The 26,809-nt window shown below is 66.6% G+C and carries 29 protein-coding genes and 2 pseudogenes; 10 read left to right on the top strand and 21 right to left on the bottom strand.

The features are described 5' to 3' along the window. Positions 1–455: 455 nt before the first annotated feature. The 3 genes from ACWDRB_RS65595 to ACWDRB_RS65585 form a co-directional block, all read right to left on the bottom strand. Complete coding sequence (locus tag ACWDRB_RS65595) at positions 456–1,289, bottom strand: tyrosine-type recombinase/integrase (RefSeq protein ID WP_449912275.1); 834 nt, start codon at positions 1,287–1,289, stop codon at positions 456–458. Between the two features lie 62 nt (positions 1,290–1,351). Then, positions 1,352–2,224 (bottom strand): transposase, encoded by an 873-nt coding sequence (locus ACWDRB_RS65590; protein ID WP_449912273.1) that lies wholly within the window; start codon positions 2,222–2,224, stop codon positions 1,352–1,354. After that, positions 2,221–2,427 carry a hypothetical protein gene (locus ACWDRB_RS65585; protein ID WP_449912271.1) on the bottom strand — a complete coding sequence of 69 codons (207 nt, stop codon included), beginning with the start codon at positions 2,425–2,427 and terminating at the stop codon, positions 2,221–2,223. Before ACWDRB_RS65585 ends, ACWDRB_RS65590 begins: the two co-directional genes overlap by 4 nt. 299 nt (positions 2,428–2,726) lie before the next feature. On the opposite strand from ACWDRB_RS65585, the gene ACWDRB_RS65580 reads away from it, so the two are divergent. The 5 genes from ACWDRB_RS65580 (at position 2,727) to ACWDRB_RS65560 (ending at position 9,005) form a co-directional block, all read left to right on the top strand. Then, positions 2,727–3,854 carry a tyrosine-type recombinase/integrase gene (locus tag ACWDRB_RS65580; RefSeq protein ID WP_449912270.1) on the top strand — a complete coding sequence of 376 codons (1,128 nt, stop codon included), beginning with the start codon at positions 2,727–2,729 and terminating at the stop codon, positions 3,852–3,854. Next, complete coding sequence (locus ACWDRB_RS65575; RefSeq protein ID WP_449912268.1) at positions 3,851–4,174, top strand: helix-turn-helix domain-containing protein; 324 nt, start codon at positions 3,851–3,853, stop codon at positions 4,172–4,174. The genes ACWDRB_RS65580 and ACWDRB_RS65575 overlap by 4 nt, the downstream gene beginning before the upstream one ends. Further along, entirely contained in the window at positions 4,171–6,411 is a 2,241-nt protein-coding gene (locus ACWDRB_RS65570; RefSeq protein WP_449912266.1) for a hypothetical protein, read from the top strand. Before ACWDRB_RS65575 ends, ACWDRB_RS65570 begins: the two co-directional genes overlap by 4 nt. Before the next feature lie 143 nt (positions 6,412–6,554). After that, complete coding sequence (locus ACWDRB_RS65565) at positions 6,555–7,142, top strand: hypothetical protein (protein WP_449912264.1); 588 nt, start codon at positions 6,555–6,557, stop codon at positions 7,140–7,142. A 414-nt stretch (positions 7,143–7,556) separates the two neighbouring features. Continuing rightward, positions 7,557–9,005, top strand: a complete 1,449-nt coding sequence (locus ACWDRB_RS65560; RefSeq protein WP_449912262.1) for an NF041680 family putative transposase — start codon at positions 7,557–7,559, stop codon at positions 9,003–9,005. A 292-nt stretch (positions 9,006–9,297) separates the two neighbouring features. Here ACWDRB_RS65560 and ACWDRB_RS65555 read toward each other — a convergent pair whose 3' ends face one another. From ACWDRB_RS65555 to ACWDRB_RS65525, 7 genes are all read right to left on the bottom strand, one after another. Continuing rightward, the gene (locus ACWDRB_RS65555) at positions 9,298–9,720 is read right to left on the bottom strand and encodes a RidA family protein (protein ID WP_449912260.1); all 423 of its coding nucleotides are present in this window, start codon (positions 9,718–9,720) and stop codon (positions 9,298–9,300) included. A 41-nt stretch (positions 9,721–9,761) separates the two neighbouring features. Continuing rightward, the gene (locus ACWDRB_RS65550; protein ID WP_449912258.1) at positions 9,762–10,400 is read right to left on the bottom strand and encodes a helix-turn-helix transcriptional regulator; all 639 of its coding nucleotides are present in this window, start codon (positions 10,398–10,400) and stop codon (positions 9,762–9,764) included. After that, positions 10,397–11,575, bottom strand: coding sequence for a threonine synthase (locus ACWDRB_RS65545; protein ID WP_449912256.1), 1,179 nt, complete (start codon positions 11,573–11,575; stop codon positions 10,397–10,399). Before ACWDRB_RS65545 ends, ACWDRB_RS65550 begins: the two co-directional genes overlap by 4 nt. A gap of 86 nt (positions 11,576–11,661) precedes the next feature. Then, positions 11,662–12,936: a dicarboxylate/amino acid:cation symporter gene (locus ACWDRB_RS65540; protein WP_449912255.1), complete on the bottom strand. Its 1,275-nt coding sequence runs from the start codon at positions 12,934–12,936 to the stop codon at positions 11,662–11,664. A 409-nt stretch (positions 12,937–13,345) separates the two neighbouring features. Beyond that, positions 13,346–13,504 (bottom strand): hypothetical protein, encoded by a 159-nt coding sequence (locus ACWDRB_RS65535; RefSeq protein ID WP_449912254.1) that lies wholly within the window; start codon positions 13,502–13,504, stop codon positions 13,346–13,348. Continuing rightward, the gene (locus ACWDRB_RS65530) at positions 13,501–14,064 is read right to left on the bottom strand and encodes a transposase (protein WP_449912278.1); all 564 of its coding nucleotides are present in this window, start codon (positions 14,062–14,064) and stop codon (positions 13,501–13,503) included. The genes ACWDRB_RS65535 and ACWDRB_RS65530 overlap by 4 nt, the downstream gene beginning before the upstream one ends. Further along, entirely contained in the window at positions 13,985–14,338 is a 354-nt protein-coding gene (locus tag ACWDRB_RS65525; RefSeq protein ID WP_449912252.1) for a hypothetical protein, read from the bottom strand. Before ACWDRB_RS65525 ends, ACWDRB_RS65530 begins: the two co-directional genes overlap by 80 nt. A gap of 353 nt (positions 14,339–14,691) precedes the next feature. On the opposite strand from ACWDRB_RS65525, the gene ACWDRB_RS65520 reads away from it, so the two are divergent. Beyond that, on the top strand, positions 14,692–14,910 hold the full coding sequence (locus ACWDRB_RS65520) for a hypothetical protein (RefSeq protein WP_449912251.1): 219 nt from the start codon (positions 14,692–14,694) through the stop codon (positions 14,908–14,910). Positions 14,911–15,193: 283 nt separating this feature from the next. Here the strand turns inward: ACWDRB_RS65520 and ACWDRB_RS65515 are convergent, their stop codons facing one another. The 6 genes and pseudogenes from ACWDRB_RS65515 to ACWDRB_RS65490 form a co-directional block, all read right to left on the bottom strand. Then, entirely contained in the window at positions 15,194–15,832 is a 639-nt protein-coding gene (locus ACWDRB_RS65515; protein WP_449912276.1) for a LysE family translocator, read from the bottom strand. Positions 15,833–15,854: 22 nt separating this feature from the next. Then, positions 15,855–17,042, bottom strand: coding sequence for a cupin domain-containing protein (locus ACWDRB_RS65510; RefSeq protein ID WP_449912249.1), 1,188 nt, complete (start codon positions 17,040–17,042; stop codon positions 15,855–15,857). Positions 17,043–17,060: 18 nt separating this feature from the next. Continuing rightward, positions 17,061–17,186 carry a hypothetical protein gene (locus ACWDRB_RS65505; RefSeq protein ID WP_449912247.1) on the bottom strand — a complete coding sequence of 42 codons (126 nt, stop codon included), beginning with the start codon at positions 17,184–17,186 and terminating at the stop codon, positions 17,061–17,063. 121 nt (positions 17,187–17,307) lie between these two features. Next, positions 17,308–17,985 (bottom strand): helix-turn-helix transcriptional regulator, encoded by a 678-nt coding sequence (locus tag ACWDRB_RS65500; RefSeq protein WP_449912245.1) that lies wholly within the window; start codon positions 17,983–17,985, stop codon positions 17,308–17,310. Between the two features lie 412 nt (positions 17,986–18,397). Then, entirely contained in the window at positions 18,398–18,703 is a 306-nt protein-coding gene (locus ACWDRB_RS65495) for a hypothetical protein (RefSeq protein ID WP_449912280.1), read from the bottom strand. A gap of 34 nt (positions 18,704–18,737) precedes the next feature. After that, positions 18,738–19,025: pseudogene (locus tag ACWDRB_RS65490) on the bottom strand (hypothetical protein); the annotation flags it as partial. Here ACWDRB_RS65490 and ACWDRB_RS65485 point away from each other — a divergent pair. After that, positions 18,955–19,935, top strand: coding sequence for an N-acetylglucosamine kinase (locus ACWDRB_RS65485; RefSeq protein ID WP_449912244.1), 981 nt, complete (start codon positions 18,955–18,957; stop codon positions 19,933–19,935). The pseudogene ACWDRB_RS65490 and the gene ACWDRB_RS65485 overlap by 71 nt on opposite strands. Before the next feature lie 6 nt (positions 19,936–19,941). Here ACWDRB_RS65485 and ACWDRB_RS65480 read toward each other — a convergent pair whose 3' ends face one another. From ACWDRB_RS65480 to ACWDRB_RS65465, 4 genes are read right to left on the bottom strand one after another with little or no spacing between them, the layout of a single operon-like run. After that, positions 19,942–20,832, bottom strand: coding sequence for a carbohydrate ABC transporter permease (locus tag ACWDRB_RS65480; RefSeq protein WP_449912242.1), 891 nt, complete (start codon positions 20,830–20,832; stop codon positions 19,942–19,944). Beyond that, positions 20,829–21,725 (bottom strand): carbohydrate ABC transporter permease, encoded by an 897-nt coding sequence (locus tag ACWDRB_RS65475; protein ID WP_449912241.1) that lies wholly within the window; start codon positions 21,723–21,725, stop codon positions 20,829–20,831. Before ACWDRB_RS65475 ends, ACWDRB_RS65480 begins: the two co-directional genes overlap by 4 nt. Before the next feature lie 2 nt (positions 21,726–21,727). Next, positions 21,728–23,053, bottom strand: coding sequence for an ABC transporter substrate-binding protein (locus ACWDRB_RS65470; RefSeq protein ID WP_449912240.1), 1,326 nt, complete (start codon positions 23,051–23,053; stop codon positions 21,728–21,730). A gap of 42 nt (positions 23,054–23,095) precedes the next feature. Then, positions 23,096–23,992 carry a MurR/RpiR family transcriptional regulator gene (locus ACWDRB_RS65465; protein ID WP_449912238.1) on the bottom strand — a complete coding sequence of 299 codons (897 nt, stop codon included), beginning with the start codon at positions 23,990–23,992 and terminating at the stop codon, positions 23,096–23,098. Positions 23,993–24,130: 138 nt separating this feature from the next. Between ACWDRB_RS65465 and ACWDRB_RS65460 the strand changes: the two genes are divergently transcribed. The 3 genes from ACWDRB_RS65460 to nagA are packed head-to-tail and all read left to right on the top strand — an operon-like array spanning position 24,131 to position 26,429. Next, entirely contained in the window at positions 24,131–25,099 is a 969-nt protein-coding gene (locus ACWDRB_RS65460) for an N-acetylmuramic acid 6-phosphate etherase (RefSeq protein ID WP_449912236.1), read from the top strand. After that, positions 25,096–25,275: a hypothetical protein gene (locus tag ACWDRB_RS65455; RefSeq protein WP_449912235.1), complete on the top strand. Its 180-nt coding sequence runs from the start codon at positions 25,096–25,098 to the stop codon at positions 25,273–25,275. Before ACWDRB_RS65460 ends, ACWDRB_RS65455 begins: the two co-directional genes overlap by 4 nt. Then, positions 25,269–26,429: an N-acetylglucosamine-6-phosphate deacetylase gene (nagA, locus tag ACWDRB_RS65450; protein ID WP_449912233.1), complete on the top strand. Its 1,161-nt coding sequence runs from the start codon at positions 25,269–25,271 to the stop codon at positions 26,427–26,429. Before ACWDRB_RS65455 ends, nagA begins: the two co-directional genes overlap by 7 nt. Before the next feature lie 146 nt (positions 26,430–26,575). Here nagA and ACWDRB_RS65445 read toward each other — a convergent pair. After that, a pseudogene (locus ACWDRB_RS65445) lies at positions 26,576–26,698 on the bottom strand (IS5/IS1182 family transposase); the annotation flags it as partial. Between the last annotated feature and the right edge of the window lie 111 nt (positions 26,699–26,809).

The following is a 26,809-nucleotide window of genomic DNA, read 5'->3' as shown; positions in this document are numbered from 1 at the left end:
AATGCACAGCCCCGTCACGTTCGAGGGCCTCTACAGGCCGTCAGGCACCGCTGAGTGACCTCACCTCAGGTGTCCGTGCTGCGGGGGGAAGCTCATTCTTGCCGAGCCCGAGTGGGCGGCTCTACTCACTCCGGTTGACCGGCGCGGCCTGACCCCGCTGTTCTGACTGCACGTCCGCCCCTACGGCGAGGTACGCCTCGATCCGAGCGCCCGGCTGAGCATCGGCACTCTCGGTGGTGCATGAGGGGGCGGAAACCGGCGGCCTCACGTGATTCACCGTCGTGTCTTCCCGGGGCGTGGGTCTTGAGAGGGTGTCTCGATTCCTCGGAAACGATCCAAAGATTCCGCTCCATGGCGTCCTGACCGCTTGCCGCGGTGAGCGGTCAGGACGGCTCTAGCGCATCTCAGGCGTGGTGGCAGCGGTCGTGGTGGTCATCGGGTAACGGCCCTCAGGTTCACCACGGTGTACTCCCTACCGCCACCACGCGTCTTGACGGCGCAGCCGGTGGTGTGGCCGCACTCTTCGTAAGACTTCTGGTCGGCGTCCCAGTAGACGGTGGTGGACGGCGAGGAGGAAGACGCGCCCACCGCCATGTTGCCGGACAGCGCGCCGACCGACTGTCTGCCGATTCCGGCAAACACGCCGGTCGCCAGGTCGTACACCACGGCGATCGGAACACGCGATGCTCTCCGGGCCGTAGATCGCCAAGGCGCAGGCCCAGCACCTCGCAGCGGCGCAGCCCGCCCAGCAGCATGGCCTCGGCCATCGCTCGGTCGCGACGAGTACGCAGCGCGGCCAGGAAAGCCGACACCTCGCCGGGCTCGAGTACCCGGGGAAGTGTGCGGGGCGTCCGAATCAGTGGGACCTGCCGGATCGCGCGTTGGCCCGGGCGGCGGGCGGCCAGTCCCTGAGGAACCGGGTTTGCCCGCACGTCGCCGCGCACCACCAGGAAGTTGAACAGCCCGCAGATGCTGGCCAGCCGACGTTTGATCGTCCGGGCCGACAGCCCGGCCTCCCCGTCCTCCAGGCGGACCACCTTGGCATCGATGCGCGGGGAACGCTGCATCTTGATGAAGGCCAGCACGTCCACGGTGGTGACCTCGGCCGGGTCCTTGCGGATCTGGCTGAAGAACACCTTCAGGTCATAGGCGGTCGCGATCAACGTGTTGGGCCGGGCTCGGGCTGCCACCAACTCCAGATAGTCATCCAGCGCCGGATGCCCCAGGCGCACCACGCCGGGATCGGCAGGGTCGGGACGGCCGTTGAGCAGACAGGGATCGAACGACATCGGAGGAGACTCCCGTCACTGGGGTAACTCCAGCATCAATCACTGTCACCCAGCGCCAGCCGTCAACGGCCACTCATCTCTGACCTGCAGGCCAGCACAGGATCACCTGCATATCGTGACCAGGTGTAAAACGCCTGGCAGAAGGCGCGGGCGTCTTCGATCGAGCCGAACCGGCCGGGGAAGTCGGGGCAGTACTTCAGCGTCTTGAAGCTGGCCTCGACGTGCGGATTGTCGTTGGAGGTCTTGGGCCGGGAGTGGGACTTGGCCACGCCCAGATCGATGAGCAATTCGGCGACAGACTTGGACTTCATCGAGCTGCCGCGATCGGCGTGCAAGGTGAGGGTCCCGTCGTCGATGTGGTGCTTGCGCGCGGTTCGCTGGATGAGGTGTTTGGCCAGGTCGGCGGACTCTCGGGAAGCGACCATCCAGCCGACGACGTAGCGGCTGAACAGGTCGATGATCGTGTAGAGGGAGTACCAGACGCCCTTGTCCGGGCCGCGCAGCTTGGTGATGTCCCATGCCCACACGCGGTTGGGGGCGTCGGCGAAGAGTTCGGGGATGGTCTTGGGCGGATGGGCGGCCTGACGGCGGCGGTCGCGGCCGACCTCGCCGTGCTCGCGCAAGATCCGGTACATCGTCGATTCGGATGCCAGGTAGATGCCCTCATCCAGCAGCGAGAAGTACGCCGTGGCCGGGGAGGCATCGGCGAAGCGCTCGTTCAGCACCGTGCGGACACGGTCGCGCTCGGCCTGCGACAGTGCGGCCGGGTGCGGCTTGCGGGGCGTGACCGGGCGGGTGGGCGCCGGGCTCTGGCGGTTCTTGCGATACCAGGTCGCCTGCGCCACCCCGGCCGCCGCGCATGCCTTGCGGCGTCCGAGCAGCGGGGCCAGTTCCTCGATCGCCTCGGCCTGGGCGAGCTGAAGAATCTCGGTCACTGCCCGCCCCGGTCCGGCGGCGTCTCGCTGCTGGTGGCGAGCTGATCCAGCAGCGCGAAGAGCTTTCCCTGCACCTCGATCACCTGGCGGGTCTTGCCGAGCTCGGCGCGCAGCCGCTCGACCTCCGCCTGCAGCGCGTCGATCCGCTTGTCCCGCGGATCGGCCTTCGGCCGGCCGACCGGCCGGGCCAGCGCCTGCTCCACTCCGTGGTCCCGCGCTGTGCGCCAGCTGGAGATCAGCGACGAGTACAGGCCCTCCCGGCGCAGCAGCGCGCCCTTGCCGGCCTTGTCGAGTTGGTCGTACTCCTCCAGAATCCGGGCCTTGTAGAAACGCGCGATGTTGTGTTGAATGCAACATTCGCCTCAACTTGATATTGGCGTATTCGCAGGTAGAAGTGCCCGTGTCGGCCGACCCTGACGCGTGGTCCACAGATTCACCTGGACCTCTTGCGCCCCGACGGTCCTATCCCAACAATGTTGCATCTGATGTAACGGAGGTGGGTGTGAGCCGAGCGGTCGATCTGCCGGGTGCGGCGCACCTGGTGCTGGCCGACAACATCGTGCTTATGGACCCGGCGCCGATGGTGTTCGACGCAATGCTGGAGGGGTGGGCCCGGCAGCAGCGGACCCGGTTCCTGAAATGGGACTCGACGATTAAGCCGCTATTGTCGCTGGTGCGCCGGTTCGCGACGTTCACCAACCAGTACCCGTGGGAATGGGAACCCTCCGAGGGCGAAGCGTTCTTCGACCACATCCGTGCGAACAACCCGCGCTTCACGGTGTCGACGGGGCGGCAGTACCAGAACGGGCTGCGGATGTTCATGAACTTCATCTGCGACGCGCGCTACGGCTGGTTGTCGATCTGCGTGGAGCGGTTCGGGCGGGCGCCGGCGCAAATCCTCCACGAGTGGAACTCGATCACGCACGTGACCGAGTTCGAGGGCCAGCCGGGACGGCGCCCGCTCACCTACGAGGAGGTCCAGGCCCTGTTCGATGCCGCCGACCGCAGAGTGGAGGACAAGCAGGCTCGCGGCCGCAAGGGCGTGTTGACGGCGATGCGAGACTCAGCGCTGCTGAAGGCGTTCTACGCTTACGGCGTCCGCCGTCAGGAGATGGTCGGTCTCGATGTCACCGACCTGCGCCGCAACCCCAAGATGCCGCAGTACGGGCGGTTAGGCGCGCTGTTCGTCCGCCACGGCAAGTCCTCCAACGGCAGCCCGCCCAAACGGCGGACAGTGTTCACAGTCCCGGAGATGGACTGGGTCGTCGACGTGCTCGAGCACTATCTCACCGAGGTCAGACCGCGATTCGAGGTCGGCAACCATCCGGCGTTGTGGGTGAGCGAGCGATGCGGCCGGCTGTCCAAGCGCTCCGCCAACGAAGCCTTCGAGAACGCCCGGGAAGCCGCCGGACTCCCACCCGAGCTCGACCTGCACAGCCTCCGGCACTCGATGATCACGCATCTGGTGGAGTTCGACTACCCGGAGCGGTTCGTTCAAGATCAAGCAGGTCACGCCGTCGCGGCCACCACCGGGATTTACACGTCCGTTTCGGACGAGTACCGCAACCGGCTGATCAGAAGAACGCTGACCGAGCGGCATGCCGGGCTTTGGGAGGATGACCAGTCGTGATCAAGAAGATGGGCATTCGATGGAACCTGCGCAATCTGATGGCCGCCAAGGACATGTTCCAGACCACTGACCTGGTTCCGCTGCTGGCCGAGCGCGGTATCCAGCTCTCGCGGGAGCAGGTGTTCCGTCTGGTCACCCAGGCGCCGCAACGGTTGTCGATGGACACTCTCGCCGCGCTCTGCGACATTCTGGGCTGCACACCCAACGACTTGATCGAGGTCGAGCTCGTCAATGCCGGGGTCCGCAAGACCGCCGGTGAGACCGGCGGCCCGGCCCCGGCAGTGCGCCGCACCTCGATACGCCGGCCCGAGGGACTGTGACGGCGCCGTCGGCGGCCGCCCGGCTCGCCCGCCAGGCCGCGCGGCTGGAAGCCGCGATGAACGCCGCCGTCAGCCGGCTGACGGCCGCGCTTCCGATGCTCGGCGCCGAGGAGGCCACGGCCGTGCTGGAAGCCGCAGTGCCGATCACGGTGAAGGGCCCGGCCCGGTTCCTGGAAGAGCTGGCGGCGCACATCGCCGCGCATCCCGACGCGCTCACCTCAGGTGATTCACGATGCCCGCCGGTGCTGCTGAGGTTGACCCACCTGCTGCACGAGGCCGGGCACCCGGTCGTCCGTCCCGGATGCGCCCGCTGCGGGACGATCCGCGCCGACCTGCGGCAACTGCGCGAAGAAGGGCGAATCTGCGGCACCTGCGACGCCCGTTCGCGCAGGAACGGAACGTGCGGACGCTGCGGCGCCACCGAGGTGCAGATCGTCGCGAAGCGGCCCGAGGGCGGGATCTGCCATCGCTGCTATCGCCGACATCCCCAGGTCGTCGAGGAGTGCCGGGAGTGCGGCCGCGTCCGCAACCCGGCCGTGCGCCTGCCCGACGGCGGCGCTCTTTGCATCGGCTGCTGGAAACAGCCCCAGCACCCCTGCGTGTCCTGCGGCAAAACCGCGGCCGCTGCCTTGCTCGCCGAGGAGGGGGCGTACTGCCATTCGTGCTACGACCAGCATCGACGGCCCCTTCGCCGATGCGGAAAATGCGGCACGATGGGGAAGATCCACCGCAACGCCCGCGATGACCAGCCTGACCTCTGCGAAAAGTGCTATCAAGCGCCGGAGCGAACCTGCTCACGCTGCGGACGGGTACGACCTTGCCAACGAACCAGGTCAGACGAACCAATCTGTCACACCTGCTACGCCCGCGACGAACGACCACGGACGACGTGCGCTCGCTGTCAGAGGGAGATGCCGGTCCAGGTCTACTGGCCGATCGGCCCAGTCTGTCAGGGCTGCTACACCGTCATTGTCCGATCGCCGGCAGAATGCGGACACTGCCACCAGTCTCACCCACTGATCGGCCGCGACGAGAACGGTGCCGGGCTTTGCGGGCCGTGCGCCGGACGCGACATCGACTTCATCTGTCGTCAGTGCGGGCGGTCCGGATACCCCTACGGGCATGGCCGCTGCGCCTACTGCGTCCTCGCCGACAAGGTCACCGAGCTGCTCACCGGCCCTGACGGCACCGTGGCACCCGAGCTGCAGCCCTTCGCCGAGGCTTTCGCCCGAGTCCACGAGCCGTTCAAGGCCATCCACTGGATCCGGCAAAGCCCCAGCGCCAAGCTTCTCACTCACCTGGTCGCCGAGAACCGACCGATCACTCACAACCTCTTGGACGAGCTATCACCCACCCGCAACCTTCACTACATCCGGCAAGCCCTGGTACAGACCGGCGTCCTGCCCCAACGGAACGAGGACGTCGAACGCGTCCCTGCCTGGCTTGAGCATCAGCTGGCCGACAAGCCGATCCAGCATGCCAACCTCGTCCGCCCGTTCCTGCATTGGTCGCTACTTCGACGAGCCCGCAGCCGCGCCAAAAAGCGCCAGTTCCCCGCCTCGATCGGCCGCGAGTTGCGCCGCCGGGTTCTGATCGCTCTCGACCTCCTGGCCTGGCTCGATCGGCAGGGCACGATGTTGGCCGAGATCCGCCAAGACGACCTCGACCGCTGGCTCGACGAGGAACAAACCCAGCGCCGCAACCGCGTCAGCTACTTCCTCAGCTGGACCGCCGATCGCGGCCTCAGCCGCCGCCTCACTGTCCCGGTCATTCCACGCCAGGAACCCGCCGAGTTCCTCGACGACGACCAGCGGTGGCAGCTCCTCCAACGCTGCCTCACCGACGACGGCCTGCCTATCGGCGTCCGCACCGCCGGGGCTCTTGTCCTGCTGTTCGGGTTCCAAGTCCAACGGATCCGCCATCTCACCGCAGACCAGATCATCGACAAGGACGGCCACACCTACGTGACCGCCGGCCGTCACCCCGTGCTTCTGCCGCCGCGGCTCGGCGCCCTCCTCCCTCCTCCGCGAACTGGCCGCTCAGCCACCACCCCGACTCATGATCTCCCACGGGCCTGCCGCGCCTCGCTGGCTGTTCCCCGGCCGGGTTCCCGGCCAGCCTCTCGACCTGCGCAGCCTCATCAACCAGCTCAACCGCCACGGCATCAGCGCTCGACCTGCCCGCAACGGAGCGCTCGCGGCCCTCGCCTCCGACCTTCCTGCCGCGATCCTCGCTGATCTCCTTGGCCTCCACGTCAACACCGCCGTCCGCTGGGTCACCTACGCCCGCAGTGACTGGACCGACTACCTTGCCGACCGCGCCGCAGAACAAAAGGCAAGCCATACCAGTGATGCAACAACAAGTGAGAGGGAATAGTGCCATGGAACTGGGTTACGTCCTTGCCGGCTATCGGGTCGCTACACGCACTGATCGGCAAGATTGGCAGGAGGCCGGCCTGCCTGGCCCTAGTCTGCTGTCGCTGAGCGACTGCGTGGTGGACTTGGTGCCAGTGGATTCCAGTGGTTGGGATCACTGGTTCGCCAGTCCTCAGGAGGCTGAGATCGCCCGAAATCAGGCCGGAAACTCGGGGTTGCACGTGCTCGGGGTCGGATTCGCTGCCGCTGATGTCCCGGGGCTGCAGGCCGATATGGCCGACGGCGGCTGGGACGGCAGCCTCCCGGAGCGGCTGATCCGGCAAGAGCGGTTCCCCGGCTCCGGTGAACGGCAGTTGGGTTTCGAACTGGTCGGCTTCGACACCGGAAGCTGGCACACCTGGACCTGCATCGGGGACCTCGTTACCGACGTTCACCAAGCCACCGGCATCCAGCCGGGCCCCAATGGGCTGATCCAGGACGAGCAAGACGCGCGCCGGGCCGCTCAATGGCTCACCGACTCAGGCCTCGGGGATCCCAAGGTATTCCTCTGGGCGGCCGCACTGCTCACGGAGCCACCGCGAGCGACCCTCTAACCCGAGGAATAGCGCACGGTCGGAATAACACCCCTCCACCAGTGGCGGCGGAGTAACGGCGGGCACTGGCCCGTTCGCGTACCTGTGGATCAGGGATCTCCGGATCCGGCTTTCTTGCTCCCACGAAGGGATGTCTCCTTCCCCACCCTCAGCACAGAGTTTCATCCCTGTTTGTTACCTATATCCATTTTGGCAGGGAGGAGCCTCCGGATCCACGTCCGCAATCGTTATCTTGGGTCTTTGGCCTCTTCTCCCAGGTCAGAGCGTTATGATCTTGTCAGGCACGTAAGCTTGTTCTTTATCGTCCGGATCGTTGTGCTGGGCGGAGGTTTGATCGTTTCGCGGACAGCAAGACGGCCTTGAAGTGATCATGTGCGGTGTCGAGTCGCAGCTGATCACTCCAAGGCCGTGAGGGTGAGTCTGCTGAACGATGCCCCCTGTGTCGAGTCCACGATGGCGCTGTCCCGGTTCCGGAACGACGTCTACGCCTGCCTCAAGGCGCGGGCCGATGCGTTGTTCGAGCTGACCGACGCGCTGTTGTGTGAGCCAGGGCCGGTGCACTCGCCGGTGGGTCTGTCCTTGTCGCCGGAGTATCGGCGTGGACACGGCGCCTTGTACGGCGGGCTCAACCACGGCCGGATCGACGTGGAACAGCTGCGGCAGATGCTGGCCGGGCTGCCGTTGCCGCGCTGGCCGGACGGGCGGATCGTGCTGGCGGTGGATGTGTCGCCGTGGCTGCGTTCGGACGCCGCCTGCTCGGCCGAGCGGTTGTTCTGTCATGTCTATGGCCGGGCCAAGAGCGCCTCGCAGTTCATCCCGGGCTGGCCCTATTCGTTCGTGGCGGCATTGGAGCTGGGCCGCAGTTCGTGGACGGCTCCGCTGGATGTGGTGCGGCTGGGACCGGCCGACGACGCCACCGCCGTCACCGCCGCGCAACTACGAGGGGTGGTCGAACGCCTGATCGCCGCAGGGCAATGGAGCAATGGCGACCCGGACATGCTGATCGTGGCCGATGCCGGCTACGACATCACCCGCCTGGCCTACGTCTTGCGCGACCTGCCCGTCGAACTGCTCGGGCGCATCCGCTCGGACCGGGTGCTGCGCCTGCCCGCCCCACCACGACTGCCGGGAACCAACGGACGACCGCCCAAACACGGCGGCGAGTTCGCCCTGGCCGACCCAGCCACCTGGCCCGAGGCCGCGGTGACCACGGTCACCGACACCACCCACTACGGCAAGGCCGAGACCAGCTCCTGGGACCGGCTCCACCCCCGGCTCACCCACCGCGCCGCCTGGCTCGACCACGAAGGCGAGCTGCCCATCATCGAGGGCACTTTGATCCGGCTGACGGTCGAGTACCTGCCCGGCGGGCGTGACGCCCCGCCGGTCTGGCTGTGGTCCTCCAGGACCGGCGCCACCGGCGCGGACGTGGACCGGTGCTGGCAGGCATTCCTGCGTAGGTTCGATCTGGAGCACACCTACCGCTTCTGGAAGCAGACTCTCGGCTGGACCCGGCCCAAGCTGCGCGCCGCCCAGGCCGCCGACCGCTGGACCTGGCTGCTGCTCATCGCTCACACCCAGCTGCGCCTGGGGCGCCGCCTGACCGAGGACCTGCGTCATCCCTGGGAGAAAGCCGTCCCGTCCGGTCAGCTCACGCCCGCCCAAGTCCGGCGCGGGTTTCGGAACCTGCGTCCCGCACTCGCCCAGCCGGCCGGTGCACCCAAACCCACCAGGCCCGGCCCCGGACGCCCGCCCGGCATCCCCAACCGTCGGCCCACACCCCGCTACGACGTGGGCAAGACCGTCAAACGCGGACGCACCCTCACAGCACTACAACAATCCGGACGATACAGAACAAGCTAAGGACGTACGCGAGGAGTTCGGGGAGGTGCGCGGCGAGCTGTCGGCAGTCCAGCAGGAAGCCGGCGACGCCGCGGTCGCCCTGGCCGTGGCCAAGACCGACCTCGAGGCGGCCGAGCGTGAGGGAACAGGACCTTCAGCAGCGCCCTCCAGCGCAGAGCAGCAAGCACAGCGTTCACATCCCGACGACGCTGATCAGCGTCGACCAGCTCGGGGTTGGGAGGGCCGGCGAGAGTGTGGAGACCAGTGTGGCGCCGTCCTTCTGCTTGCCCACCTCGCCCAGTGACGGGTCTTTTCAGGAGAGGGCCGCGGCGGCCTGGACCTCGACTGCGGCGCCGTAGTGGAGCTGGCTGGCGCCGGCGACGGCGCGGGCGGGGCGGTGCTGACCGATCCAGTCGGCGTAGATGGCGTCGAACGCTGGCCATTGACTGATGTCGATGATGTGGACGGTGACCGAGACGAGGCGGGACCGGTCGGTGCCTGCAGCGATCAGGCACCGGTCGAGGTTGTGGAGGACTTGGCGCGCCTGAACGTCGAACGCCTGGTCGCTCAGGACAGTGCCGTGCTGGTCCACCGGCAGCTGGCCGGACACGTAGGCGAGGCCTCCGTGGATGGCGACATGGGAGTAGTGGCCCAGCGGCTGGATCAGTTCTGGGCTGTTGCGCAGGTGTATGGTGTCGCAGCGCTCGGTGGTGTCCGTGGTTGCGAGGTTGGGCATCGTGCTCCTTTGTCGTGATGGCTGGCGCCAGGGGCCGGTGGTCAGGACTGCTTGGCGTAGTTGTAGACGGTGCTCCGGGAGACCCCGAGCAGGTCTGCGATGGTTTCGGTGGAGCTCCTGGAGTCGAAGTAGCCGTCACGGTGCAGCTGCCTGACAAGGTCTTTCTTGGCGGCACGGCTGAGTGCTCGTGGGGTGGCGGCTCGTTCGGCGGCGAACGTCTCGATGACGTCACGCAACTCCCGCGCTGTGCGGTCTCGCAGGGTCTCCAATGCCTCGCCTCGGTGCTCGATCTCGGTCGCCACCAGGTTGGCCAGGGTGAGCGTGAGGGGGGAGAGGTTCGACACGTCGAGGTTCAGGCAGAGTGCCGCGACATAGCGGCCCTTAGCGTTCTTGATCCCGATCGAGGTGCTCTTAACCGGACGGCCGTCCGGGAACTGGTTGGGGTAGTTTTGGATCACGCTGGGGTAGTTCGGATCCGCGACCCGGCGGAGCCCCAGCTCTGTGGCGGAGTCGCCCACCTTGCGTCCGGACAGGTTGTTCTCGATCACGCGGATCGCGTGCTCTGGCTTGCGCAGATCGTGGAGGACTACCTCACAGAGGCCGGGGAACATGCGTCCGATCGCGACCGCGATCTTCTCGGCTTCGAGCAGAAGGTGCTCGTCGGGGTCATTAGGGTTCACGCGCGGCTCTCCTCGTCTGGATTGCTGTCTGTGTCGAAGACACTGGCCATCTTGTCTGCGGACTTGAGTCCGGCACCGGTGAGGATGACAACGGTGGTCTCGTCAGGGCCGACGGTGCCGTCAGCCAGGAAGTGGTCGAGGGCCGCCGCAGCGACGCTGCTGGTCGGCTCGGCGTACAGACCACGCGAGGCGAGCTTGCGCACGGCTGTACGGATCTGGTCCTCGGTGACTGCCACTGCCGCACCACCTGAGCGACGGATCGCCTCGACGGTCTCCGGGAGCCGGACCGGGTTGGCGATGGAGGCTCCTTCCGCGATCGTCGGCACACGCGGTCCTCGGCTCTGCGGATCGATCCTGTTCACCACGTCCGCGATGGTGGCCCAGTGCTCTGGTTGGCCGACCAGAAGCTTGGGCCGTCGGTCAATCTGACCCGCTTCGAGCAACTCGCTGAACGCGATGTCACAGCCGAGGATGTTGCTGCCCGCGCCTGCTACGAGCACGACGTTGTCAGGCGCCCTGAACCCGAGCGACTCCCACATCTCGTAGGCGATCGTCTTGGTGCCCTGCAGAAAGAACGGGTTCCAGTTGTGGCTGGCATAGGGGATTTGCTCGGACTGACGGATCGCCTCCTCCGACACCTGGTCCCGAGTACCTCCGACGAGTTCGATCTGGGCGCCATACGCGCGTGCCTGGAGGATCTTGGCGGCCGACGTCGCTGCGGGGACGATGATCTTGGCGTGAATCCCGGCGGCAGCTGCGTAGGCCGCGACTGAGGAGCCGCCGTTGCCGGAGCTGTCCTCGAGGACATGCGTCACTCCCTGCCCGCGCAGGTGGGAGATCATTACTGTGACGCCGCGGTCTTTGAAGCTGGAGGTGGGGTTGAACCACTCGAGCTTGAAGTGAACACGCACTCCGTTCCAGTCCAGCGGCAGCATGGGGGTGAAGCCCTCTCCGAGACTCACCCGGTGTCGAGGGGAGACTGGGATCGCAGCCTGGTAGCGCCAAAGGGTGCGTTCGCTCGTGTCGATCTGGCCGGGTGTGAGCCCAGGCACCGCGCTGAGCGTGAGAGGCGTCCCGTCCTCACCGTGCCAGCGTCGGTCAGTGACCGGGTAAGGCTGGAAGGACCTGTCGTAGAGGACCGGGGTGTTGATCAGGGTGCTGGTGGTGTCGTTCATGAAGCTGTTGAAACCCTTCGGCGGGTGGTTCCCCCGGCGGGGAACCGCCAGATGAGTGGTTGAGGCACGTGGCCTGGGCAGCTGGGTCAGCGCACCAGGTCGGTGGCTGTCGTGGGAGCGCCGTCGGCTCGTGGTGTTTTGTGGGTCGCGGTATCGCCAGCGTTGCGGCCGAGGACGGCGACGGCCACGGCGTTGCCGAGGATGTTCGTCGCGGTCCGGCCCATGTCGAGCAGTTGGTCGATCACCAGCAGCAGCGCGACGCCGGTTGCAGGGACGCCGAAGCCGGGAACGACCGCGGCGATGATCACGAGTGCGCCGCGCGGCACGCCAGCCATGCCCTTGCTGCTCACCAGCAGGATGAGGCACATCAGGATCTGCTGGGCGATGGGCATATCGATGTCGTAGGCGTTGACCAGGAACACCGATGAGAACGTCATGTACATCATCGAACCGTCGATGTTGAACGCGTAGCCCAGAGGGAGGATCAGGCCGGTTGTCCGCCGATCGACGCCGTAGGAAGTCAGCGAGCTGATCATCTTAGGGAACGCGGCCTCCGTGCTCGCCGTAGAGAACGCGATGAACATGGGCTCGCGCACCACGTTGATCAGCCGGAGGATTCCGCGGCCGAGGAACAGGGCTCCCACGGCGATCAGGGCGGCCCACAGGCCTGCCAGTGCGGTGTAGAAACTGACGATCAGCGATCCGTACGTGGCGAAGGCGCCGACACCCTCCGCGGTGATTGCTGCGGCAACGGCGGTGAAGACGCCGATCGGTGCGAGCGTCATCACGTACCTGGTGACCTTGAGCATTACGTTGGTGAGTTCGTCGATCGCGTCCGCCAGGCGGGAGTCGCCGTTGGCGGACTTGATGGCTAGCAAGGCAAGCCCGAAGAACATCGAGAACACAAGGATCTGGATCGGCTTGTTGGAGGCCAACGCCTCGATGAAGCTCTGTGGGACGAGTCCCTCGACAAACGTGGCCGGCGTGACCGGCTCGGTCTCGATCCCGGGCCCCCCTGCTGTCGGGGCCAGGTCCAGCCCGTTCCCCACGCCCATCGCATGCGCTGCGAGAAATCCGTAGGCGCCGATGAGGAGGGACGCAGAGACGAACCACACCATCGAGCGGGCGAACAGGGACCCGAGGCCCTTGGCCTTTGCCATGCCGGCGATGCCACTGACGATCGTCGCGAAGATAAGCGGGGCGATCACCATCTTGATCAGATTGAGGAAGAGGTGCGTCAGGGTCTCCAAGACCACCACGATCTCCTCGCGGTTTGAGGCGAACTGGTAGTGCAAGACCAGTCCTGCTCCGACCCCCAGGACAAGGGCGCCAACGATGAGTCGGCTCATCAGATTCTTCATGCAGCAGCTCCAGACGGGCGGTGTGACGCACCAGCCGGTGCGAGTGGTGGGGGCTCGAACGACCGTCACGGAGCAGGCTGCAGGCTGCGGCCCTGCAGGGGAACGCTCGGTGTGGCTGGCACGTGTGTGGCCCTGGCCACCCAGTGTTAGATAAATATTGCAAAAATGCAATGGAATTCCAAGTTGATGTCCGTTTGCGCACCACAGGACAAACAGGTTTCCGACGTCCGTCCTCCGCGTTGACCACGACCAGGACCGGATTGAAAGTAGGGTCTGCGTGGCCCACCCCAGGGTGGTCTTGAGCAGCCGGAAGGTGTGCTCCAGGTCGAACCGGCGCAGGAAGGTTTGCCAGAGCCGATCGACATCGTGCCCGGTGGCGCCGACGCCCGACCACCACAGCGGCTTAGGATCACTGCCCGAGGGAAGGTGGGGCGACCTGCAGTCGGAGAACGGTGCCCGCGATGAGGGGCAGGTCGCCCGGGGAGTCCTGCCAGGTGGCCCGGTGGGTCCACATCGGGTGCAGCCGGTCCCACGCCATGGCGGTCGCGGTGCCGTACCGGGTGGTCACGGTGACGGTTTTTGGTCGGGATCGCCCCAGGTCTCGGGTCGGCCGAAGTCGAACTCGGCGCCGCGCTTGGGGTAACGACCGCCGCAGGGGTGGGCCCGGTCGAACTCCTCGCGAGAGGGGGCCGGGCGGCGCAGCACCCGATCCGAGCGCATCCGGCCCAGGAGCTCCACCGGCAGGTCGGCCAGCAGGAACGCCAGGCGAGGAACGTCGTAGCCGGCGTCCACTACGATGAGAATGGAGGGGTCGTCGGCGGTGTGCTGGCCCACCTCGATCAGGCGCTCGACAACCTGGCGCAGTTTGACTGGTGCCAGGTCGGCGCCTGGCTCCAGCCGAATCGCGTCCAGCAGCGCGGTCCAGGAGGTGCGGCCGGTCTCCAAGGCGGCGACGATGGAGCAGGGCCAGCCGGGGATCATCTGATGCTCGGTCTTCTCGCTGCGGCCGTAGGTGTGGCAGAAGCAGCGGCCCGGGCTGGTGACTGCATCAGGCCGCAACCATGGTGACACGTCGGCTGCGAGTACGATCCGGCCGTCGGCCGCCCGCGGGAGCGGTAACCTCGCCAGCGCCAGGCGCAGCCGGGCGATCTCGATCTGGCCGGTTCAGCCCGTCGTAGAGGGCGCCGTGCCAGCGCCGATGCTCGGGCGCCAACGCCAGATCCACCAGCGTCTTGACCGGTCCCCCGGTGCACAACACCGCCTCGGTCAGCTCGTCCGCACACGCGGTCAGGCAGCCGTAGAGCTCGTGCCGGAACGCCGCGAGTACCGCCACGGCGCCCTGGCCCAGACCGGGAGCGTTCGTTTCCGTTCGCGTAGCCGTCACACGTGCCAAGGTGGACATCGTGGCCACCGCCTCCTTCCTCGGTCCTTCGACAGTCCGAAGATGAGACGATGGCCGCCCTTTGCCGTGCAGACACATCGTGACGAATAAGCCACAATCTGCTTACACGGCCATGTGCTGGATACTTCTGAGCATGATGGTCGAGACGCGCAAGATCCTGGAGATCAAGCCAGGGGAGACTTGGCTGGTCATCTCCGATGGGCAGTGGCCTACGACGCGCCGCCCAACCACTTTGCGGTGCCGCTCGACAAAGCCTCCATCTGGCTGCTTCCCCTGGTCGAACGCCCACGCCACGAGGTCGAATCCGAGGCCTCGCAGGACTCGGCCCCAACGCCCCGGACCTGGCCGACCCCGTGCAGTTCGTCATCAACACCGGGTTGAGCGCATGGTCCGACCAGTGGATCTCACACACGCTCCACTGGGTGACGGCCGACGAGGCCGAGCTGTTCTCCGACCAACTTCACAAGATCGCCACAGCTCAGACCGCCGCCGCCCAACAAACCCAGCACGCAGCGAAGAAACTCCTGAAACAGCAGGAACTCTGGAGATCACTGCCACACGAGTCGAGCTAAGCCTGCTCCGCCCGGAAGCGCACCCACCGAGCGAAGAACAGAGCTCAAACGAACAAGCTAAATCATCAGCTCCTACGTCCGCCTGCCCGACTGGCTGAGCCCTCATCCCGGCGTCGAGGTGATCTGCCAAGATCGCTTCGACGCCGTTAGAGGCGCCCGCACAGCACCATGTGCCTCCAAGCGGCCGACCGGATTCCAGTGCGCCATGAGGCGCCCGGCCCATGGGGAGTTGGTGGCCACCGGTATCTTCCGCCTTGTCGGGCCGGGCTATCGATATTCGAACTCAGGCGTCCACCAGGACCTTCGAATGGTCGGTGGCCATGTGGATTGCGAAGCCGCCGAGCGCCACGCCCATGGCGTACCGCTGAATGCGTACCCACAGGGGGTGGGCGGCTAGGAACGCCGCCAGGGCTCCGGCCGAGACTGCGATCAGCGCGTTAACCGTCGTGGCGACGACGATCTGAGTCGAGCCGAGCGCCAGGCTCTGCAGCAGCAAGTTGCCCATGGAGGGGTCGATGAACTGTGGGAGCAGCGACAGGTACAGGATGGCGACCTTAGGGTTGAGCAGGCAGGTCAGCAGGCCCATCGCGAACAGTCTGCGCCCTCGTTCCACCGGGATGCGGCGTGGCTGGAAAGCCGAGGTGCCGCCGGGCTTGACGGTGTTCCAGGCCAGCCAGAACAGGTAGGCGGCGCCGGCCAACTTGAGCGCCGTGTACGCGGTCGGCACGTACGCGAAGACAGCCGTCAGCCCGAGACAGGTCGCCGTCAGATAGACGATCAGGCCGAAGATGACACCAGTGAGGGAGATGAGGCCGGCGCGACGGCCCTGGGTGATCGAGCGTGAGACCAGGTAGATCATGTTCGGGCCCGGAGTGAGGGCTATTCCCAGCGAAACCAGGGTGATTCCTATCAAGGAGTTCATCATGTCAGCGGTGTCCTCCGGGTTACCCGGTCGGTGGACCGACTGCGGCCAGCCCGAGCCGTACGAGGGTGGTGCATAGAGTGCGGACGGTTTGTGGGCTGAGCTTGTTGCCCGGCAGGACCGTGAGCTCGCTCAGCGAATGGGTTGTCCCGTCGATCAACCGACGCAGGATCGGTCGCGCCGGGCCGGCGAAGGTGTGAATCTGTCCGTCCGCGATGAGGCGGACGGTGTCTCCGTGGCCGTCCAGGCGGGCGCGGGGGGTCAGCAGTCGCAGCCGGAAATCGACATCGTCCGGTAGCTCGGCGTCCATGGCTGCCCAGGGAAGGGAGGGATGGCTGCGCGCGGGTGCTTGCGTGTCCCGGCTCGTACGGAACGCTTCCAGCGCCAATGGGCTTAGATCTGAGACGAGCAGGTCGAGCAGCGCCTTGACGTGCTGGTGCTGGGCGTCGATGTCGTCGTGTGCCGGCAGGTTCTGGCGGACGAGGACATGTCGGCGCAGCCGGTCGATGGCCCACGCCAGCAGGTCTGCTCCAGTGGCCGGGGAGACGCCGAACGTCAAGTGCAGACTCGGCCCGTCGATGGCGGTGGCATCGTGCCACCAACCGCGCGGGACATGGAGCACGTCCCCATCGTTGAGGATGAGGTCCGCGTGGGGCGCGCCTTCCGGTTCCGGCGGGCGTTCCTCGTCGCGGCGTGTGGGGTGCGGGCGGGTGGGGCCGAAGATTCGCCAACGTTTGCGCCCATGGACTTGGAGGACCAGGACTTCGTGATCGTCCCAATGGGTGTGGAACCCAGGCTGCGGGCCGAAGCTGGCATAACAGTTGACTTGCACCCGCTCGTGGAGAGTTCGTTCGAGATCGGCGGCCATCTGCTGGATCGGAGCGTGCAGTTCGTCGATCGCGTCCATCACCAGCGTGGCACCGCCTCTGAGCAGCTTTGCCAGATGCTGGTGCCGGATCCGGAACTGCGGCCGCCCCGCGTCGGGAGGTAGCCCGTATTCCTCCTCGGGGATCAGCTGTCCCGCGCGTGCCAGCCTGAGCCGGGGTGGAGCAAGGCAGTGATGCGCCAGGATCTCATTCAGGTGATCCCAGTGCAGCAGCTGCCCGAACCGACCCGGCTCCCCAGGGAAGTGTGCCATTGTGCGCCCCCACACGACGCCGAGGAACTCCTCGGCGTCGTGTGGGGCGACCAGATCAGCGAGAACGTTCATGGTCGCGGGATGAGATCGTCAGATGATCGGCCAGTCAAAGGACCAGTCGCGCGTTTCGATTTCGCCGCGTTCCTGCGGGGCGTTGACCGACTCGGTCGAGAGCAGCAGATCCTCTGCTGCCAGAATGATGTCAAGCATGGGCATGTTTCTTCCTTTCCTGGGTGGAGGGTGGTGTCTCCGTGCCGGCAGGGGGCCGGCCGAAGCCTCTGCCCGCCTTCGCCGGGTGGCGAGCGAACGAGGTCAATTGCGCGGCACGTCGTATCGGTTAGGTGTTGTCGTTCTCGGCGGGGAAGCCTCGGATCGTGTTCAGGTCGGCGTAGACGGTGGCACGGGACACGCCGAGGTGCTGTCCAACGACGTTCACCGCGCGGGGAACGTGAAAGATCCCGCGCACGTCCAGAGCTTTCATGACCTCCAGCCGCCCCTGACGCGTGTCATAGGACAGCCGCTTGCCGAGACGTTGTTCTTCCTGCGTGATCACCGCAGTGATCACGTCGCGGATATCATCGGAGAACAACGTGGTCGTTGGTGCTGGATTGGCGGTGTCGCCAATGATTGCGGTCAGCGAGGTGACGGCAAGTCGCAGCTCGGTGATGTCGAGGTTCACGCAAAATGCGCCGAACACGTGCCCGGCTGCGTCGCGCAGCAGCATCGTCGAGGACTTGATGGTGCGCCCATCGGCGGTGCGCGTGATGTAGTTCACCTTGTCCTGGGCGGCGTCGCCCTGAGAGAGCAGTTCCAGGCCGATCTCGCTCATTGCCCCGCCGACCTTGCGAGAGGTCACGGAACCGGCGATCGCCACGACGCTGGTCTCCAGTTTCCGGTAATCGTGCAGGACGATCTCGCAGTGAGGGCCGAACGTGGCGACCAGCCCGTCAATGACTTGCCGCAACGCGCCGAGCAACAGGTCGGCGCCACTGTCATTTTGCTCCTGATCCGCCACGCGCGTTCTCCCATCGCTGGCCTTCACACGCCATTGGCCCCGTTCATGACTCAGACTAGAAGTCCAATGAGATAGAATTCAAGTCTTGACACATTTTACGAATCTCTGGACACTGCGTCCAAGCCCCTTGGCTCTTCCCTGCGGGAGTCAAGACAGCTGGTAGAGGAGACGCGTACCGGCTCACTCATACAGTGATGAGATCATCAACAGATGGCACGGATCCTGACCGGCCTCCCCGGAGGCCGAAGGCATTCGGCCAACGGGCACGGGCGCTCCCCATCGACCGCTGCGCCGAGCAGATCATCAGCCGCAGCTGGCCTGTCCACCCTCGCCGACAGCGGCTACGACGGCGCCGGGATCGTGCCCGGACAGCGGGAGTGAACGCGGGAATCTCGTTGCTCTTGGCCTCGACCTACCGCTGGGCCATGACGGTCTGGGTGTCATGGCGAGTGACTGCCAGCAGGTGGACCGTGGTGTCGGCGGGGCGCCTGCCGCGCAGGGTCTTGCCGTCCACGGCCAGGCCGGTGAGCTCGGTCCGGTCCATGGGTGGACTGCTCGTGGTGGCGGGCGGGGTGCAGGCAGTGAGTGCGGCCAGATAGCCGCCGGTCGCGGCGTCGAAGGTGTCGCCGTCCAGGCGGGTGGGCAGCCGTCCCAAGGTGTTGGCGGCCAGCCGTACCGTGCCGGGCCCAGCCAGCTCGGGCGCGCAGCTCTGGGTCATATCCGGCGATGAACCGGGCGATCTTCGCCAGGGAGGTTGCTCCGCCGAGCACGGCGAGCAGGGATAACGCCAGCAGCGGGCCGAGCCGGTAGCGGCGTCCCCGGCGGCTGCGCGGGTCGGGCACCGCACCCAAAACCTCGGCCAGGGTGGGCAGATCGAGCAGGTCGGTCGGCGGGTTGGCGACGGGCTCAAGCGCGCCCGAAATGGCAATTTTTAACGTATCTACAGCAAAATATGTTACATTGTTACGTATGGTTATGCTGCGGAATCCGGTAACGGTGCTCGGGATCGACGTCGGTGGCAGTTCCAGCCGCTGCGTCATGATGGACACCGCGGGCAAGGTCGCCGGGCGCGGCAATGGCGATGGCGCCAGCGTGCTGTCCTCGGCCGACCCCCGCGGCGCGATTCTCACCGCGGTGCGCGGGGCGCTGGGCGATTTTGACCCGGCACTCGTCGGGGCGGTGACGGTGGGTGCCGCGGCAGCCGGGCCAGGGCTGCGCAACCGGGTGCTGACGATGCTTCAAAGCGCACTGTCGGCGGCGCGGGTGAGTGTCAAGCCGGTGCTGGTCACCGACATCGAGTCGGCATACGCGTCGGCTGCACCGGCTCCGGAGGGCGTCATTCTGCTCGCGGGTACCGGAGCTGTGGGCGCGCTGTTCTCCGCTGGGCGCATGGTGCGCCGGTCCGACGGGCTGGGGTGGTTGGTTGGTGATGCCGGCTCGGCAGTGTGGCAGGGACGGCGTGCGGTCAAGGCGGTGCTGGAAGCGCTCGACGAGCGCAGGCCCCCGACTGCGCTCACCGAGGCGATCAGTCGCGAACTAGGGTTTGACAGCGGCGGGGATGTGCGCCAGGAACTGGTCGCCTGGGCGCACGAGGGCGCTCCGGCACGGTTGGGCAGGTTGGCGCCGATCGTCGCCCGGCTCGCGAGCTGGGACGACGCGGCTGCGTCCATTGTGGACGATGCGGTGCGCGAGCTGCTGGACACGGTGGCGCCGTTGTTGCGAGTGGCACCTGCCGGGTGTGCGCACCTTGTCGGAGGTTCGGTGCTGCTTGCCGACAACCCTACCGGGCGGCGGGTTCGGGCCGAACTGGCCAGGATCGGCGGAGCCGAGCCGATCCTGGCAAAGGATCCGGCCGTCGGAGCCGCCATACTGGCGTTGCGTCACCTTGGCCAGCTCGACCCTGCCGTGCATGCCAACCTGGTTCGGTCGGCGGGGAGTGGCGAGGGCTGAGCCCGGTTACTTCCCCATGCCGGCAGTGAGGCCGGCGACGATCTGCTTGGTGGCGATGAGGAAGAGAATGATCAACGGCAGGGTGGTGATGACCAGTCCGGCGAACAGTGACGACCAGTCCGTGGCGTGCTCGCCAAAGAAGGCGGTGAGCCCGACCGGCACCGTGTACCTTTCCCGAGTTCGGAGGATTACCAGCGGGAACAGGAAATCATTCCAAATCGGCACGAAGCGGAAGATCACCACAGTGGCCAGCGCTGGCCGGACCAGCGGCAGCATGATCCTCGTGAACATTTGCCAGCTGTTCGTCCCGTCAATTCGGCCGGCCTCTTCCAGTTCGGGTGGAAGTTGCCGGAAGAACACGGTTAGCACGAAGATCGAGAACGGCACCCCGGCGGCGGCATACACCAGGGTCAGTCCTAGCCGTGTGTCCACCAGCCCGATGCCGTCCAGCAGATAGAAGATCGGTAGGACGGCAAGGTGGATAGGGAGCATGATGCCGCTGACGAACACCGCCTCCAGGGTAGTGAACAGACGCGAACGGGCGCGTGCCAAGGCGTACGCCGCCATCGTCGCCACGGCGGTGGACAGCGCCACTGCGCCGGCGGTGACCAGTAAGGAGTTCACGAAGTAGTCGCCGAAGTGGCCGGCGGTCCAGGCGCGATGATAGCTGTCCACCTGGAGTGGCCACGGCACTCTGAGGGGTTCGGTGTAGAGGCTGGCGGTGCTGCGCAGTGAGTTCGCGACCATGAGCAGCAACGGGACCAGCGACGCGAGGGCGTAGCCCCACAAGGCGGCCGAGCCCAGGGCACCGCCGACCGGGCGTGGGGCGCGTGGACGGGCGTGCGTGAGAACGTGAGCGGTGACGCGTGCTGTGCTGGGGGCGTTGCGGACGGTCATCCGAGCACCCTGTCGGCTCGGCGTAGTACGCGAGTGGCCAGAATTGCTCCCCCGAACACCATCGCGAACAGCACCGCCGCGATCGCGGACGAGGTCCCGATGGCGTTGGTCGAGCCACTTTCGAACGCGGTGCGGTAGAACAACAGCGACACGAAGTCGGTCGCGCCCGCCGGGTTCCCGGTCGAGCCGCCGAGCGCGTACGGCAACGCGAAGGCTTCCATCGCGAAGATAAACGTCAGCACGCTCACCGTGCCGATGGCCGGCACCAGCAGCGGCAGTGTGATGCGCCGGAAGATCTGCCAGTGGTCGGCGCCGTCCATGCGTGCCGCCTCCGACAGTTCGTGGGGCAGGCCCCCGAGTGCCGCGCCGTAGAGCAGAACCGGGAACCCCACCCACTGCCAGGCGCTCACCACCACGACCACCCACAGCGCCGTGCGCGGATCACCCAGCCAGGGCACGTCCAGGAAATTCAGGCCGATCCGGCGCAGCAGGGCGTTGACCGGGCCGAAGGTCGGTGAGAGCAGCAGCGTCCACAGGTACCCGATGACGATCGGACTGACCAGGTAGGGCATTGCGTAGAGCGTCTGCAACAGCTGTCGTGTCCGCGCGCGGTGATGCAGCAGCACCGCGATTCCCAGCCCAAGCATGTTCTGGATGATCATGGTACCCAGGAAGAAGGCGAGGTTGTGCCCGAACGCTCTGGGGAGCTGGGTGGCAAATGGTTCCTCGGTGAACAGGGCAACGAAGTTGTCCAGCCCTACGAACGCCTCGCGCCTGGTCCCCTGCCAACTGAACAGGGAATAGCTGAGCGCGGAAACCATCGGATAGAGCACGAACACGCCGAAGAGCACTAGCGCGGGAATCACGAAGAAGAGTGCGGTCCGCCGTGACATGTTCACCGTCCTGTGGGGGTGAACCACTGGGCGACACCGGTCTGCAGCGCGGCGCCGACCTCGGAGGCGTTCTTCTTGCCGAGCAGTATCTCCTGGATGCCCGTGCCAAGCAGGTCCGTGCCGGACGGTGTGCCGTAGCGGAAGTCGACCAGCAGTAGGTACGGGCTGGGGTTGCGGGCATAGTTGTCGGCCATCTGCCGCAGCAGCGGGTCGGAGTAGACCACTCCCGGCACGGCCGAGAGCTGCTTGACCCGGTCGGCGACAAGCTGCCCGAACGCCTTGCTGGACATCCACCGCACTAGATCCTTGGCGGCCTCTGGAGCGTCGCTGCGCGCCGACACACCGAAAGCACCATCGGCATACCCGCTGGTTGTCGGCGTGGCCAGCGGCGAGCCGGGCGGTGCGGGCACTTCGAAGACTCCGAGCTTCAGCGCGGGGTTCTGCTTCTGGAAGAAGCCCAGTTCGAAGGAGCCACCGGGGAACATGGCGGCTTTGCCCGAGGTGAAGAGCACCTGGGCGTCGGTGTACGCCACGCCGATCGCGTCCGCCGGCAGGCAATCCTTGAGCTCGCTCAGGAGGTCCACCGAAGCCACCCAGTCCGGATCGTTGAAGTTCTTCTTCCCCGCCAGGACTGCCTTCTCAAAAGACGCGCCGCCGAACCGGGGGGCGGCAAGCACCTGATGCACGATTGGGAGGACGAACGCGTCCTTTGCCCCCACGGCCATGGGGATCACGCCCTGCTTCTTGAGCCGGGCGTTGACGGCGAGGAACTCGGCCCATGTGGTCGGTGGGGTCAGCCCTTTGGCCGCGAAGATTTCGGTGTTGTAGTACATCTGGAGGGTTTGCCGGGCCAGCGGGACGCCGTAGAGCTTGCCGTCCTGCTTGCCCTTGGCGCTGTCGACCACGCTGGCGTCCCAGCCGCCAAGGTCCACCACACCGTCCAGCGGGATCAGACTGCCCGCCGCGACGGTCGGCTGGAGCTGCCCGTAGGAGCGGACCTGCGCCACGTCGGGGCCGCTCGATCCGGCCAGCCCGGTGGTAAGCACCTGGTTGTACTCGGTGTTCTTGAAGGCTTTGAAGTCGATGGTGACGCCGGGGTGCTCCTTTTCGTAGACATCGAAGATCGCGTTGTAGGCCGCGATGTCCTCTGTGCGCCATGACCACACGGACAGGGTGAGCCTGTTCCCACCTTCGCTGGAGTCGCCGGACACGCCGGACGGCGCGCAGCCGGACAGGGGCACCGCGGTCGAGACCACGACGAGGGCGGCGGCAAGGCGCTGCCATGCAGTTGTGCTCGCGCTGATCTGGCGCACACGTTTGGTTACCATGCCGGGCGATGTTAACTAGTCACGGTAAGCGCGTCAACGGCGTTAATTTTCTACTTGATGTGTGGCCAGCGCCTCCCGGGTGGATCTGACCGCCTTGCGTGCCTTGCTCGGACTCTGTTGGGCGACGACCACATAGAGGCAGTCGACGACCGTGAGGGCGGCGATCCGGCTGGCCTTGGCGCCCGAGCGCATGACGGTCTCACGGGCGGCCGTGGTGAGTACCACATCGGCGATCTGAGCCAGCGGCGACATGGAGAAGTTCGTGATAGCGATGGTGTGCGCGCCGTTGGTCTTGGCCCGGGTGATCGACTCGATCGTCTCCCGAGTCTTGCCGCTGTGCGAGACGGCGATCGCGACGTCCCGAGGGCCGAGCAACGCCGCGCTGGACAGGGCCGCATGCGCGTCGCTCCACAAGAACGCGAGGCAGCCGATGCGGTGCAGCTTTTGATGCAGATCGGTGGCGACCACGGCGCTGGCTCCGGCACCGTAGATGTCGATCCGTACCGAACGCGCAATGATCTTTGCCGCCTCGGCCAGGGCCTTCCGGTCAAGCTGCTGCGCGGTCTCCTCCACCGCGCTCGCATCGGCCAGGGCGATCTTGCGCACCACGTCGTCCACGGTGTCCGTGGGGTCGATGTCGGTCTGCGTGGCCCGCATAGTGCGCGGTTGCGCAGCCTCCTCGGCCAGCGCGAGCCGAAGCTGGGGGTATCCGGACAGGCCAACGCGCTTGGTCAAACGTAGCACGGTGGTCACCGAGGTCGACGCCGCAGCGGCCAGCTCCGAGATCGTCATTGCTGAGACGCCGCGCGGATCGGTGACGATCTGCTGGGCAACACGATCCTCCGAGGGGGACAGCGATGGTCGCAGGCCACGAAGGCGGACCAACATTGGGGCGGAGTTTGCGCCCGGGTCGGGCTCGGCCAGTTGGCGGGATGTCATGCCATAACGCTACGAGACGACGCACCGGGCAGGATACGGTCCGCACCTCGCGAGCCGGTTTCGACAAATTGTAACGCATTTATCGAATCTCGCGTGAAATATTGACATTGATGGGAGTCCTCCTGCATGGTCGGTGCCATGCAGACCAAACCGCCTTCACCGCAAGATTTCTCCCGCTTCACCGCGCCCAGCGAGGAGCGTAACCCCCGTACCGTCGCGATCGATCAGGTCAGCACGATCGAGGTCCTCCAGATGATCAACCACGAGGACTATGAGGTGCCTCGCGCCGTCGCCGCCGTCCTGCCAGAGTTGGCGCGAGCCGTCGACATGGGACTCACCGCGCTGCGAGCGGGCGGGCGCATCCACTACGCCGGCGCGGGTGCGTCAGGACGGATCGGCTTCGTCGACCGCGCCGAACTTGTGCCGACCTATGCCATCGAGCCGGACCAGATAGTCGCCCACCTCGCCGGTGGGCTCTCGGCCATGGGCGCGGCGCTGGAGGACGTCGAGGACGATCACGAAGCTGGCTCACGGGCGATCACCGAAATCGTACAGAGCCGGGATCTCGTGGTCGGGCTGGCCGCCTCCGGACATACCCCCTACGTCGAGGGAGCGTTGCGGTCCGCCCGAGAGGCCGGCGCGGCCACCGTGCTGATCAGCGCTAATCCGGCCGCTCCTTTGGCGCCGCTGGCCGACGTGCACGCCGGCATTGACACCGGCCCGGAAGCCATCGCCGGTTCGACCCGCATGAAAGCCGCCACCGCGCAGAAGATGGCTCTCAACGCATTCTCCACCGCCATCATGGTCGGCCTGGGCCGCACCTACTCGAACTTCATGGTCGACATGCTGCCCCTCAACGGCAAACTGCGCGGCCGGCTCATCTCCATCCTTGTACAGGCCACCGACTTGCCCGAGGCGGACTGCCGCACCGCCCTGGCCGAGGCGGGGGGCGAGGTGAAGGTGGCTCTGGTAGCACTGCTCGGCACGACCGACCCGGCGACCGCGCGGGCCGCGCTCGGCCACGTCGGCGGCAACGTCCGCGCCGCACTCGCCCACCTGGACGGCCCCGCCGCGGCCGGCGTCGGGCAGAGCAGCCCCTACGCGTGATCCTCGACGCCCGCACCGTTGCCGTGCTCGACAACAGCAGATCCCCCTTCTCGAACCGCCGCATCCCCGGCAACCCCGACGCCAACACGTTCATCACTGTGGGGTTCATCAACCCCCTCCACGCGGACGCCGTGTCCTGTGCTGGAGTCGGGTCGGCGAAGGCACGGCCGTGCTAGTCCTGGCGAACGCACGGGTCGTCACTCCACGCGCGGTCCTCGACGCGGGCTGGGTAGCGATCGACGGCGCCATGATCGCCGGCGTGGGGCGAGGCGACCCGCCCTCCGCGCTGGACGGCCCTGTGCACGACCTCGGCGCCCGGTTCGTTTTGCCGGGGTTCATCGACCTGCACATGCACGGCGGGGGCGGCGCGCAGATCACCACTGACGACTCCGAGGAGATCCTCACCGCGGTGGCCTTCCACCGCCGTCACGGCACCACGACCACCCTGGCCAGCCTGGTGACCGATCAGATCGACCGGATGGCGGCCTCCGTGGCCGCGATCGCGGGCATCATCCGGTCAGGCGACACCGCCCGTGGGCGGATCGTGGGCGTGCACCTGGAAGGACCGTTCCTCAACCCGGCCAAGAAGGGAGCGCACCACAGCGAATATCTCCTCGCCCCCGACCGTGCGGCACTGCGGCACCTGCTGGCGGCCGGGGACGGCACGGTGCGCGTCGTCACCCTCGCTCCCGAACTGCCGGGCGGCATGGATCTGCTGCGGGAGATCACCTCGGCCGGGGTGATCGCGGCGGTCGGACACACTGAGGCGGACTTCCGGCAGGCCCGCGAGGCGTTCGCGAGCGGAGCGCGGCTTGCCACCCACCTGTTCAACGCGATGCGGACGTTTCACCACCGTGACCCCGGTCCCGCGGGCGCGGCGCTCGCCGACGAGAGCGTCACCTGCGAGCTGATCAATGACGGGGTGCACGTCCACGACGAGGCGATCAGGGGGGCCATTGCGGCGGCGGGCGCCGACCGTGTCGCGTTCGTCACCGACGCCACGCCAGCGGCCGGGATGACCAGCGGTACCTATCATCTCGGCCCCGTGCCGGTGTTCGCGGAGGAGGGCACGGTGAAGCTGGCCGACGGCACGCTGGCCGGTTCCACACTGACCATGGACGCGACCGTGCGGCATGCCGTACGTCAGGTCGGGATCCCGATCGTCGACGTCGCGACCGCAGCCTCGACCACACCCGCCCGTCTGCTCGGCATCGCCGACCGGACCGGCGCGATCCATCCGGGCAAGGACGCTGACCTGGTGATCCTCGACGAGACCTTGCACGTCACGACCGTGATCGCCGGTGGCGAGCCGGTGCACGGCACGTTCTGAGAACCGGGTCGGGCTGGACAACGCTCTCGCCGCCGTCACCTCCGCTGCGGTGGCCGTCAGCGGGGTCCCAGAAGTACTGGCGCAGGCAAGGTCGCCGCGGCGGGTCTCGAATTTAGGGCCTGCTGATGAAGGCTTAAGACGACGTCTCATTTGGTGAGTGGGCGGTAGCAAATGAGGGCTGCGGCGATGGCGACGAAGGACGCGAAGTGGTCGGCCTGGCGTTCGTAGCGCCGATGTAGGCGACGGCAGCCGGCCAGCCAGGAGACCGTGTTGGGTCGAGTCCGGGCGCCTGGACCGGCTTGTCGGCGATGAACGTGTAGACGTGCCACTTGTTCGTTCCTCGCTTGCGGCGCCAGATGATGTGGAACCCGAGGAAGTCG

The organism is Nonomuraea sp. NPDC003707 (assembly GCF_053587055.1).
Note: the sequence above shows the minus strand (reverse complement) of the source record. Positions and strands in the feature narration are given on the sequence as shown.